The organism is Pseudomonas canadensis, from assembly GCF_030980095.1.
In the GTDB taxonomy this organism is placed as follows: Bacteria; Pseudomonadota; Gammaproteobacteria; order Pseudomonadales; family Pseudomonadaceae; genus Aquipseudomonas; species Aquipseudomonas canadensis.
This window is the reverse complement of the sequence record NZ_CP133298.1, coordinates 3,911,105-3,923,151: the sequence shown is the minus strand read 5'-3', so window position 1 is coordinate 3,923,151 and position 12,047 is coordinate 3,911,105. Positions and strand designations below refer to the sequence as shown.

General features: G+C 61.6%; 7 protein-coding genes. All 7 read right to left on the bottom strand.

The window, feature by feature from the left end; all coding sequences use genetic code 11:
* Positions 1-129: 129 nt before the first annotated feature.
* On the bottom strand, positions 130-2,610 hold the full coding sequence (locus RB216_RS18125) for a fimbria/pilus outer membrane usher protein (protein ID WP_308907690.1): 2,481 nt from the start codon (positions 2,608-2,610) through the stop codon (positions 130-132).
* A gap of 85 nt (positions 2,611-2,695) precedes the next feature.
* Positions 2,696-3,445, bottom strand: a complete 750-nt coding sequence (locus tag RB216_RS18120) for a fimbrial biogenesis chaperone (protein ID WP_068935132.1) — start codon at positions 3,443-3,445, stop codon at positions 2,696-2,698.
* 60 nt (positions 3,446-3,505) lie between these two features.
* The gene (locus tag RB216_RS18115) at positions 3,506-4,096 is read right to left on the bottom strand and encodes a fimbrial protein (protein ID WP_068935134.1); all 591 of its coding nucleotides are present in this window, start codon (positions 4,094-4,096) and stop codon (positions 3,506-3,508) included.
* Positions 4,097-4,179: 83 nt separating this feature from the next.
* On the bottom strand, positions 4,180-4,824 hold the full coding sequence (locus RB216_RS18110) for a response regulator (RefSeq protein WP_028616881.1): 645 nt from the start codon (positions 4,822-4,824) through the stop codon (positions 4,180-4,182).
* Positions 4,825-4,846: 22 nt separating this feature from the next.
* Positions 4,847-8,005 carry a hybrid sensor histidine kinase/response regulator gene (locus tag RB216_RS18105; RefSeq protein WP_028616880.1) on the bottom strand — a complete coding sequence of 1,053 codons (3,159 nt, stop codon included), beginning with the start codon at positions 8,003-8,005 and terminating at the stop codon, positions 4,847-4,849.
* A 51-nt stretch (positions 8,006-8,056) separates the two neighbouring features.
* Positions 8,057-9,244 (bottom strand): response regulator cyclic di-GMP phosphodiesterase PvrR, encoded by a 1,188-nt coding sequence (pvrR, locus tag RB216_RS18100; RefSeq protein ID WP_028616879.1) that lies wholly within the window; start codon positions 9,242-9,244, stop codon positions 8,057-8,059.
* Complete coding sequence (locus tag RB216_RS18095) at positions 9,231-12,017, bottom strand: ATP-binding protein (RefSeq protein ID WP_122683914.1); 2,787 nt, start codon at positions 12,015-12,017, stop codon at positions 9,231-9,233. Before RB216_RS18095 ends, pvrR begins: the two co-directional genes overlap by 14 nt.
* Between the last annotated feature and the right edge of the window lie 30 nt (positions 12,018-12,047).

Sequence of the window (12,047 nt, the reverse complement as noted above, 5' to 3'; positions counted from 1 at the left end):
ATCCGTGGGTAACCCGGCGTCCTGCCGGGTTACCCACGGATTCAAGCCTGCGTTCGGCCAGCGTGTTTGACGGGGCGCCTGAGATCAACAGCCAGATCAAGAGCGACTCGCTTCGCCTCGTGGTTGGCGCTAGGGCGCGCAGGTCAATGCCACTCGCTCATAGTTCAGCGCCTTGTTGGGTTCGCCCAGCGCATAGGGCGCCTGGCAGTGCTGGTCGCCCCATTTGATTACCAGCGTCCCCGTGTCTTCTTCCACCAAGGCCAACGCCTTCCCACTCGGGTCGGCGATTGCAATCTGCTTGCCCACCATGTTTTCCAGCGATGCGCCAAACGGGATCGGTCGGTGCTGGGCGTCGAACAAGGCGAACTGTACGCGGCGTCCGGTCTTGCTGGCGTAGCGGGCCAAAACCACGGCGCCGCGTCGAGGTACGACTTGTTGGGTGGCGTTATCGATTTCGATCTCTGCGCCCAGGTCGCGGGTGTCCAGGCTGATCCAGTTGACCCGGTAAGGCTGGGCATTGGGGATCACGGCATAGCCGTTGCTGCCGGTTTTTGCGCCGGAGAAACTGCCGATCTTCACGCCGGGAATGCCTTCGACTTGCGCCAGCGCAAAGGTCTCGCCCACGGTCTGTCCCAGGTTGATACCACCCGCATGGGCCACCACTGACCCGGCCACGTTGAGGTTCTGCGCGCTGTAGCCACGGCCCTGGCTGTAACCGCCGCTGATGTCCATCAGCGAGGTGCGGGTGCTGAGGTTGGCCGAGCCGGTGCTGCCGCCCGTGTTGCTGTTGCCGGCTTGCAGTGAGTAATAGGTGTCGCTGTCGTCCGTCAGGTAACCGTTGACGCCCATTTGCGTGGTGTCGCTGTCTTTTTGCGTGCTGGCGGAGACAAATGCTCTCGGCGCGCGTGGCTTAGAGCCCAGTGGAAACGACAGGGACAGGTTGATCAGCGTGTCATTGTTCGTCGGCCCGTAGTTGCCCACATCCTTGGTATGGGTGGCACTGACGTTGTAGCTCACGTCGCCCCAGTAATTGCTGTAGCCCGCTGACAGGCTTTGCGCGCCGCCGCGTCCCCAGTAGCGCTGATCGCTGGCGTTTACGTACACACTGCCGAACTGCTGGTTGCGGCCCAGGCTCTGGTTGACGGTCAGGTCGGTGCGGGTTTTCGAGCTGCCCAGGCGTGTGCGGCCGTCGCTGCTCAGTTCCTCGACATGCTCGGTGAGGGTGCGATAACCCTCGGTCGAATAGCGGTAGGCCGCCAGTGTGAAGTTGGTGTCGGTGCCGGTAAACGTCTTGGCATACAGTGCGCGCAGGCTGTTGCCCGTGACCTGCCGGCCAAAGGTGCGGCTGGCGGAGTGGGTCATGTCCAGCGACACCGCACCGATCGACGTATTGCGCCCGGCCCCGATGGATAGCGCCTGGAAATCCTGCGTGGCCTGCACCCCGACGATTCCCGACAGGTTGCTGCTGATGCCATACGCCAGGGTGCTGCTGACAAACTGCGGGGTCTTCTGCGCGTCACTGTTGCTGTTGTACTTGCCCGCCGAGACGCTGTATTTCAGTTGGCCTTCACGCACCATGATCGGCAGGCTGGAAAACGCCTGCACCGTGACCCGGCGACGGCCGTCCGCTTCGATCACCGTCACCTCAAGGTCGCCGTTGGAGCCGCTGGGGTAAATGTCGCTGATCTCGAACGGACCCGGCGGCACGTTGGCGGTATAGAGGATGTAGTTGTTCTGGCGGATCTCCACGGTGGCGCTGGACTGCGCAATGCCGCGGATGATCGGCGCGTAGCCGCGCTCGCTGTCAGCGCGCATGCCGTCGTCGGAGGCCAGTTTCAAGCCGCGATAGCGCACGCTGTCGAACAGGTCGGCATCCGAGAAAATGTCCCCGGCACTGAACTGGCCCTTCAAGGCGGTCACGTCATGTTGCAGGTAGCTGCGGTTGCTCTTGAACGTGCTGGGGCGGCCGGTGTTGCTGCTGAAGTTCGACTCGTTGCGCAAGCGCCACGCACCCAGGTTGATACCGTTGCGCAGGCCCAGGTTATTCGAGAGTGTGGTGTCGGCGTCGGTGCTGCTGCGGTTGCTGCTCAACTGGTAGTTGATGAACGCGGCGGGTACGCCGTCGTCCCACAAGGCCGGATCGACATAACCGCGGCGTCCGCGCTCCATGGCGCGTTGCGGCACACTGACCAGCAGGCGCAGGCGCGGGACGTCGTAGCGCACTTTGGCGTGTTCGATCAGCGCAGGCAGGTCGAGGCAGGCATTGGGATCGGTGTCGACGAGTTTGCCGCTGGACTGCAAGGCGCCGATATCGACGCCCACTTGTTGCAGCATCTCCAGGGTCAGGCAGGCTTCGACTCGGCCGTTTACAGGGTTGCGGCGAAAGTCGATATCGCGTCGGCCCACCAGGGTGTCGTTGCCATACAGGTCAACCCGGTAATTGCCGGGGAGTACGCTGCTGCTGGCGAGCAATGACTGCAGGTCGACCGACGCTGCGGCGCCTTGCAAAAATGACGTATTGAACTGTTCATCGCCGTCGGCCTGGCAGACCGAACTGAAGCCCACGGCAATCAAAAATGGCGCCAGACTATCGCGCTTGAATAAAAACATGCAGGAACCCTATATCACCTCCGATACGAACTAACGGAGCGAAGAGAAATACAGTGAAAGTGCGGCTGCGCGAACGGCAGGCGCGTTATGGCGACTCTTTGTTCAAACTGGCGCTGGTTTGAGCACGCTCAGAAAGTTGCGCGCTATAAGGGTCTTGTGCGCCATAGTCGTTGATGCTGCTGAACTTCAAGAGCGCGGAGTTAATCGAGGAAAGTTGCTTGAGTTGGAACTCTTTTTGTTCGCCTGGCGCAATCATCATCGAATCAAATGGATGTTCGCTGACGGCCCCGGCCTGCAGGGTGATGTCGGCAATCGACACGTGATAAACCCCCGGGTTGCTCACCCGCAGCACGCGTTTACCGGCGTGTTCGGCCAACTGCCAGAGCAGCTCGGTCGGCGCCAGGTAGGCGTTGTTTTTCAACGCGGGCGGGCGGAAGAACACCTTGATGCGCTGGCGCACGGCAAGCTGCAAGGTGTTCTCGGTTTTTGAGGCCTTGGGGATTTCCTGCACGTTGAGCCATACGACCGACTCGCGGTCGCTGGGCATGCCCGTGCCTTCATAGATCACGCGCAACAGTTGTTGCTCATTGCTGGTGACCCGCGCCAGCGGCGGGGTGACGGCAAACGGTACCGAAGTCGCGTCGTCGGCGTCCGTGTCGACCCAGGACTGGATCAACACGTCCTCACCGCTGTTGCGTACGGTGATTCCGGCTTCTTTGTGTTGGCCGTCGAACACCAAACGCGTGCTGCTCAACGAAATCCCGGCTGTGGCTTGCCCGACTGCAAGCAGGCCGAGCAGGCCCGCGCACAGGGACAGTGAATGGCGAAGAAACATAATGGCTACCGCTACGTTCGAGAGGTGTGCGAGGCCCGCAGGCCCCGCATCGGGTTGGGGTTATTCGTACTGCAGGGTGAACGGCAGGGTGGCATCGCCGCGACCGGCCACGGCAGAGGCAGCGTCGATGGTGGTGACGTAGGCGGCCGAAAATTTCAGCGTGGTGTTGCTGTCCTGCAAGGTGTTCTCGATCTTCGCGGTGGTCGGCGAGCTCAAGTCGATCAGTGCGCCATTGGCATCCAGCAGGGCGATACCGATGTTCTTGGCGGCGCCCAGGCCGTCGATCAGCTTCAACACTTTGGTGCCGGTCACGATGCCTGAGCCGGCGCCTTTGGTCGGTTCGAAGATCATCGCCACCTTGGTGCCGGCGTTGCAGCTGATCTTCATGTCAAAGTTCTCGGCGCTCAGGGTGCCGTTGCCTTTGGGGGCGGTGGCGGTGCCCATGTCCTTGATCGACACTTCGCCCATGTTGATCGAGATGGTTTTGTTCAAGCCGATGCCTTCAACGGAGCAGGCGTCATTGTTGATACTGCCGGTGAAGTTGATGGTGCCGCTGCCGGCCTTGGTCGGTGTTACCGGTGGGTCGACGGCAAAGGCATTGCCCGCGGCGAAGATCGATAATGCCAGAAGTGTGCGAGACAGCTGTTTCATGTTGTTTTTCCATGGTGGGGTTAAAACAACACGATAAGACGGCGGCGGTTAGTGGAACATCAGACGATCCCTAGAAGCGGGTGTTAGTTGAACAAGTTTCGCTCTATGCAATAAGCCAGCAAGTCTTGGTCGCTGTTGACTTCCAACTTGCGCATGGCCGCGACTTTTTGTGTGCTGATGGTTTTGGCACTGCGGTTCAACCCGCGTGCAATTTCATTGACGCTTTGTCCTGATACAAACAACCGCAGGATCTCATGCTCCTTGGGCGACAGCCGGGTGAAGCGCTCATCGAGGTCGGACGATTCCAGTACCGAGGTCGGTTGCGGGCCCTTGCTGCGAACCGGGTTGCCACGGGCGATAGCCTTGAGCGCGGCCTGGATCTCATTGTGCAGTTGGTTTTTCTGGATCACGGCCAGCACGCCCAATTCCTGCAAGCGCGTCAGGATCAGTGGATTGGAGATCATCGTCAGCACCAGCACGCGCACCTTGGGAAAGTGCCGCACCAGGTACTCCACCAACTTCAGGCCATCGCCGTAGGGCGAGTCCGCCGGCATGTTGAAGTCGGTGATTACCAGGTCCACGGCGGTGTTTTCCAGCAGCGTCACCAATTCGTTCGAGCACACGGCTTCGCCCACCACGCGAAAACGCTCATCGCGCTCGACCAGTTCCCGTACTCCGACCAGCACGATGGGGTGATCGTCTGCAATGACTACGTTGAGGGTTTCCATGGGGTGATTATCCAGAGTGAGGTTATTCAAAGGTGTCGAGCAATGCCGTGAGGCGAGCCAGGTTGCGCCGCACTTCCAGGGCGAGCGCGGGCGTGACGGCCATGCCGGTCAGGCGCAGTTCCAGTTCAACAAAGGCGCTGGCCATGTCACCAAGTTGCACCGCGCCGAGGGCGCCGGCCATGCTGTGCAATTGCTGCGCCGCGCCATTGGCGTCCTGGTTGTCCAGCGCGGTCAGGGTGGCCTGTACATCCTGACGCAGGGTGGTGACAAACAGTTCGCGCATTTTGGGCGACAACGGCGGCATGTCGACGACGGCGGGCACCTCGATCTTGCAGTACTTTTCCAACTTAGTACGCAAGGTGGCGAGGTTCAGCGGCTTGACCATCCACGCATTCATGCCGACGGCGGTGCAGTGTTCGCCTTCTTCACGCATGGCATTGGCGGTCACCCCGATAATGGGCAGCGCGGCATCTTGCTGGCGCAACGCCTTGGCCAACTGGTAACCGTTCATCACCGGCATGTTCACGTCGGTCAGCACCAGGTCGAAGCGCCCCGGTAGCCATTGCATGAGCGCTTGTTCGCCGTTGGCGGCCAGCACCACCGAGCAGCCCAGGGCTTGCAGTTGTTCCTGGATGATGGCGGCGTTGATCACATTGTCTTCGGCTACCAGCACTTGCAGGTTGAGCGGGCGCGCGTTGACGGTGGGCGCGGGGCGGTTGCCGGCCTCGGCACCCTGCTGTGCCAGGGAAATGGCCCAGGCAATGGCGCGTACGTCGTCGGCGTCGACGGCCCAATCGCTAGCACACCGCTGCGCCGGGTTCGGCCCGCCGGCTGTGGCGATGATCCGCGTGCCGGGCCAAGCCGGCTCTCGGGTGAAGTCCACTAGCAGTGCAGAGGACGGCGCATCGGGTGAAACCGTGCGGCTGTCGAGCCCTAGGCGCTTGAGCCAGTCGATCAGGTGTTGCGCCCGTTCAAGTTCCTGCGCGCGCACATAGACCGTCGGCATGCCGGGGCTGAAGGCGGGGCAGTCAGTCAGGGCGCCGGGGACTGACTCCAGCGCGAGGTGCAGGGTAAAGCTGCTGCCCAGGCCGGGTTCGCTGACCACGTTCAGTTGGCCGCGCATCAACTCGCACAACCATTTGCAAATCGCCAGGCCCAGGCCTGCGCCGGCCTGGCTAGTGGCATCTTCGGCCTGGTAGAACGGGTCGAACAATTGTTGCTGTTGCGCTTGGGAAATGCCCACACCGGAGTCGCTGACTTGCCATTGCAGGTCTACCTCGCCGTCGGTGTTCTCCGACGCGCGCAGGCGCAGCACCACACGCCCGTTGTCGGTGAACTTGATCGCATTGCTCAGCAGGTTATTGAGGATCTGGCGGATGCGCAGGGGGTCACCGCGCAATCGATCCGGTAGGCCCGCGTCGATGCAGGCATACAGCTGCAGGCCCTTGGAGCGGGCGAACGCGCTGTAGGTGCGCACGCAGTCTTCTGTCAGTTCCAGTGGGCAGAAATCCTGGAGTTCGAGGGTCATTTGCCCCGCTTCGATTTTGGAGACATCCAGCACGTCGCTGATCAGTTGGAACAGCGTGGTTGAGGAACGCTGGATGGTCTGCAGGTAATCCTGCTGGCGCGGCGCGAGCGACGTGAGGCCGAGCAGCTCCAAGGTACCCAGCACGCCATACAGCGGCGTACGAATTTCGTGGCTCATGGTCGCGAGGAAGCGGCTTTTGGCTTCGCTTGCCGAGTCTGCGGCTTGGCGCGCTTCTTCCAGGGCCGCAGCGTCTTCGATATGCCGGGTCACGTCATGCACCGCACACAGCCACGCGTCCTGGCCCTGGTAGCGGGTGGGCACAAAGGCCACGTGCAGGTGGCGGCCTTCGCTTTCCAGGTCGGCCTGGCCCGGTTCAGCATGCGTCTGTTGCTTGAGCAAGTCGAACAGCGGGCGAGCGTCGCGCCACTCCAAGGCGCGCTGGTTCTGCAGGAGTACGTGATGGTCGCTGCGCCGGATCACACACAGGCCGGTCGGTGCGGTGTCGATGACTGCTCGTGCGAATGCCGAGCTTTCGGCAATGCTGGCATGGGCTCGGTGCGCAGGCAGTACTACCCGTGCGGTGTACCAGCGATTGAACGCGCGACTGCACCCCAGCATCACCAACACCACGCCCACCAGGCACAGCAAAGGCCATAGCGCATAGTCGAGGAAGCGTTGCAGGCTGATCACGTAGATCGCCGTCCAGGGCTGCTCGCCCTGGCTTGTCAGCTTGAACACCAGGCCGTCGCGGTTGAAATTTACACCTTCATTGAGCACCTCGCCGGGCTTGACGGCCCCGGTTAGCACTACGCCACCTGGAGTGATCAAGGTGAAGTCGTCGTAGATCGACCACTGCATCAGCCGCTCGATGTTATTGACCTTGGACAGGTCCAGCAGCGAGGCCACCACCACCCAGGTGTTGGCGCCGGTGACGGTCAACGAGGTGGAGGCCAGGTTGATATCGACATAACCCAACAGTATCGGAGCTTCCTTGCCATCGGGGGCAGTGTCGTAGGGTTCCCAGTGCACGGTGTGAAGGGTCTGGGAGGTGTTCTGTAGGTGCAGGCGCTCGTTGAGTTGGGTCATCACGTCCACCAACATACCTATATGCACGTGGCCGCCATCGCGCAGCCGGCCGGAGGAGGGCACGGCGATGTCGAAATTGTCCGGGCCGTTCACCACGACCACTTGAGGAGCCTGGTAATGGGAACCCGCCCAAAAGGCGCTGTAGTAAGCCGACAGGTAGATGCCCAGGGCGAAAACCTTGGGGTATTGGTCAGCGGCTATTTTGTCGGGGTTGATTTTCAAACTGTAGGGCAGGGAGAACGGCAAACCGCGGCCTTCATAGGTGTTCGGCCCTTCCTCGGGCAGCGGCTTTTGCACAAAAGGCGGCGGCAGGCCAATGGACTTGTACTTAGCGTTGGTGCTGCCCCGTGAGATATCGATCAAGAACACTTCCTGCTCGTGGATGTTCTCCATCAGCCGGGCGAAGTGGAACTGCAAGGTGTCGCGCTGTTCGTGAACCATGCGCTGCACCCCCAGGTAGCTGATCCCCAGCAGCAACAGCACCAAGGCCCCCAGCACCAGCAAGCCTTTGTTCAGGCGCAGCGAACTGCTGGTGAGTTTCTCCAGGAAGGCGTTGGGGTGATGCATGACGCGGTGACCTCGCAAGCTAACGGCGTTCGTTCGCACCCGGCCAGCGGGTCAATAGGCGCTCGCCGGCCCGTCGTGGGTCAGCAATTGCTGGAACTGATCCGAAGACACGGCGTGGGAGATCAGGAAACCTTGGACCTGAGTGCAGTCGATCTTACGCAACAGCGCAAGTTCTTGCGCGGTTTCTACGCCTTCAGCCACCACGATCAACCCCAACTGACGGCCCAGGCTGACAATGCTCGTGAGCGCCTGGGCCAGTTCCTCGTTGGCGTTGCAGCCTTGCACCAGTGCGCGGTCGATTTTCACCTCGGTAAACGGCGCCGACACCAGGTTCATGTACGAGCTGTAGCCCTTGCCGAAATCATCCTGGGACAAGCCAAAGCCCTTGATGCGCAAACGGCAGGCCCCGGCGTAGAAGTTGCTGATGTCATCCGGCACCGAACACTCCATCAGCTCGAAACAGATGCGTGCGGGCAAACCCTGATGCTCCAGCACGAACGCCAGGATGCGATCGGGCAGGTCGTGGCTGTTAAGCAAGTGAGTGGGCAGGTTGATGGATACCGGGATGTCATAGCCGTGTTGGCGCCAGGCGGCTTGGGCGGTCATCGCTTGTTTCAGCACGCACCACAACAAGCGTTCTTCGAGGTTGCAACTGATCAATGCCGGCAGGAACATGCCGGGTAACAACAGGCCATGCTCGGGGTGAACCCAGCGCACCAAGGCTTCGGCCGCGACGATGCGACCATTGCTCAGGGCTTTCTTGGGTTGGAACCAGGCTTGCAGTTCGCCATTGACCAGGGCATTCATCAGGCTTTGGCAATCAATGCCGGGCTGGGTCTCGGCCGGTTCGACCTGGCGCAGCGCCAGCAATTGATCGGTCAGGCAGCGCAAGGCCGCGGCATTCACCGGCTTGGAAATCAGCCCGATCACCTTCACTTGCAGGTTGCTCGCCACCAGGCTCGCGCCCATCAACATGCGCCGTGAGGCGGCGCTCATGATCGCCAATGCTGGGCGCGACGGTTGCGCGGCCAGGCCTTGGATAAATTGCACGCCGTCCATGCCTGGCATCAACAGGTCAGTGAGCACCAGGTCGAAGTCTCGTTGCTTCAGGCAGGCCAGCGCCTCCTCACCGTCGCGTGCGCACACCAGGTCGAACTCACCCAACTCGCTGAACAGGTTCTGCAAATACAGGTGCTGAAAGGGATGGTCTTCGACAATCAGAATGCTACAGGGCTTCATGGATGGCTCGTTCGTAGGGAGCCAGGACAGTCGACAAGGCTCGCAGCGTAAAGGGTTTGACCAGGCAGTGATTCATGCCGGCCGCCAGGCACAAGGCTTCTTCACCGCGCAGGGCGTTGGCGGTTGCGCCGATGATCGGGGTGGTGCAGCCCAGGCGTCGAAGCGCTTCGGTCAGTTCGTAGCCGTTGAGCCTGGGCATGTTGACGTCGGTGAGCACAATGTCGAAGGTGCCCTCGTGCCAGCGCGACAAGGCCTCTTCGCCATCGCTGGCCAGTTCCACGCTGCACCCGAGTTCTTCAAGCTGGTCGCGCAGGATCAACTGGTTGATGACGTTGTCTTCGGCCACCAGGATGTGCAGGTGCAAGGGGCGCAGGTCGCGCACTTCGCAGCGCGCCTGGGGCGGCACCACCTGGCCGTTCTGGGCGTGGCGGACGGCTTGTTGGATCGCGTCCAGGTCGTTGAGGTTGACCTGCCAGCCATCGCCGCTGAACTGCGGTTCGTGCGCGCCGTCATTGCTGGCCAGTACCCGTGGCCCGTGCCAGGGCAAGTCGGGGCGGCGTTCGATGAGTTCAAGCAATACACCGGGCCCCGCCAGCTCTGTGCTGGTCGGCAGACCGACCTGCGCGCGCGCGCCCCAGCGGCGCAGCCAGCCGCAGAGGCTGTCGGCCAGTTCGCGGATTGGCGACAGCACATACACGATTTCCGCTGCCAATGGCTGCAAGGCCGGCGTCGCGTTGCCGGACGGTTGCTCCAGCGGTACGGTCAGGGAAAAGCTGCTGCCCAGTCCCGGCTCGCTGACCAAGCGCAGGGTGCCGTTCATCAAGTGGGTCAGGCGCAGGCAGATCGCCAGGCCAAGGCCGGTGCCGGCGATCACATGGGAGTTGCCTTCGCTCTGGTAGAACGGCTCGAAGATAAACGCCTGGTCGGCAGGGGCGATGCCTTTGCCGGTGTCGGAGATTTGCCATTGCAGGCACACCCGTTCGCCTTCGCGACTGAGCTTTTTGACCCGCAGCACCACGCGGCCGGAGTCAGTGAACTTGACCGCGTTGCTCAGCAGATTGTTGAGAATCTGGCGTACGCGGCTGGCATCGCCGATCAGGCGCCGGGGCAGTTGCGGATCGAGGCAGGCGTACAACTGCAAGCCTTTGCTGTGTGCCGCTGCCGCATAGCCTTGCACCACTTCCTGCACCAGGGTCGGCACACAGAATTCGCTCAGTTCCAGGGCCAATTGCCCGGCTTCGATTTTTGACACGTCGAGCACATCGCAGATCAGTTGCAGCAACGTCGCGGACGATCCCTCGATGGCGTGCAGGTAGCTTTTCTGCTGGGCATCCAGGCGGGTGCGGGCGAGCAGTTCCAGGGTGCCGAGCACGCCATACAGCGGCGTGCGGATCTCATGGCTCATGGTGGCCAGGAACAAGGTCTTGGCTTCGTTGGCGGCGTCTGCGGACTGGCGTGCCTGTTCCAGCGCAGCTTCGATCTGCCGGCGTGCGCTGATGTCGCTGAAGGCGCAGAGCAATACGTCTTCGCCTTTGTAGCGGGTGGGCGCGCAGCTCAGGTACAGATGGCGGCCGTCGGCGGCTTCGAAATAGTCGGTGAGGCAGGGGGCGTCGGGGTCGAAGGCCTGACGGATCCAGCCGGGACCGAGTTGTGCGCCACACTCACCGAGCCACTGTTGGGCCAGGGTGTTTTTCAGCACCACCGTGCCATCGGTGCGACGCAGTACACACAGCGCCACGGGGGCGGTCTGGATCACGTCGCGGCTGAACAGCTCGCTTTCCACCAGCGCCTGGATGCGGTGGATCGCCGGCGTGATAAAGCGGTGTTCGAGGCGACGGGTGAGCAGGCACACCAGGCTGATGGTCAGCAGGCAGAACAGCAGGGCGCCGAGCATCTGTGGCCAGAGCGCCCACAGGACCGCGCGCAGGTCGATGGAGTAGGTGAGTTGCCAATCTGAAGACTTCAGTTGTTTGCGCAGCACCAATTGTTCGGGCAGCCAGCCATCGCCGACAAAACCGAAGAAGTCCTGCTGGTGCAAGTGCGGCAGGTTTTGCCCTGGCGGTGGTTTATGGCTGTTGCTGAAGAGCGGCATGCCTTGGGCATTGAACATGGTGAACTCGCCAGCGCTGTGATCGCTCAGCGCGTTGGAGACTTCACGGTCATCCATTTCCAGGCCGAGCCAGCCGGAGTCCAGGTCGCGTTCATCCAGGCGAATGAAAATATACAGCTGTGAGTGGCCGTCCGTGGCGTGGGTCAGCCAGAGTTCCTGCAGGGTTTTCTGCTGTTTGAGGGCGTGCAGTTGCTCAAGCATGGTCGCGGGGAAATCGGCCGCCACGGGCGACGCATCGTACAGCCGCAGCACCTGGGCATCCGTGCTGACATACAGCAGGTTGAGCTGCTTGGCCCTCAAGAAATCACGCATGCGCTGGGTCAGCCAAATGCTCCATTGCTTGCCCGGGGTATTTCCCAGCAACAGGCGAATTTCTTCATCGGAGACCGGCAGATTCAATTCGGCCTTGCGTGTCGCTGACAGACTGAGGCTTTCCAACAGCGCTTCACGGGTGGTGAAAAAGGTATGCGCCTCGGCGATGGCGCTGCTCATGTAGCTGCGCCGCTGGGAGATCTCATTGTTGAAAGTGAACAGCAGGAAGCTGTACACGCCGCCCAACATGCCCACCAGCAGTACCAACGCAAAAATACGCAACAGGCGGCGCGCGGCATGGGGCGTGGACAGCACGGGGCTGATCTGGTGCAGGTAGCTCTTTAATCTCATCCCGCCACTTTAGGGATGGCCAACCGTGGG

Excerpts from the sequence above, each read along its gene's own strand:
- RB216_RS18110 (WP_028616881.1), bottom strand. The coding sequence starts at position 4,824 with ATGGAAACCCTCAACGTAGTCATTGCAGACGATCACCCCATCGTGCTG.
- RB216_RS18115 (WP_068935134.1), bottom strand. The coding sequence starts at position 4,096 with ATGAAACAGCTGTCTCGCACACTTCTGGCATTATCGATCTTCGCCGCG.
- RB216_RS18120 (WP_068935132.1), bottom strand. The coding sequence starts at position 3,445 with ATGTTTCTTCGCCATTCACTGTCCCTGTGCGCGGGCCTGCTCGGCCTG.
- RB216_RS18095 (WP_122683914.1), bottom strand. The coding sequence starts at position 12,017 with ATGAGATTAAAGAGCTACCTGCACCAGATCAGCCCCGTGCTGTCCACG.
- RB216_RS18125 (WP_308907690.1), bottom strand. The coding sequence starts at position 2,610 with ATGTTTTTATTCAAGCGCGATAGTCTGGCGCCATTTTTGATTGCCGTG.
- RB216_RS18105 (WP_028616880.1), bottom strand. The coding sequence starts at position 8,005 with ATGCATCACCCCAACGCCTTCCTGGAGAAACTCACCAGCAGTTCGCTG.
- pvrR (WP_028616879.1), bottom strand. The coding sequence starts at position 9,244 with ATGAAGCCCTGTAGCATTCTGATTGTCGAAGACCATCCCTTTCAGCAC.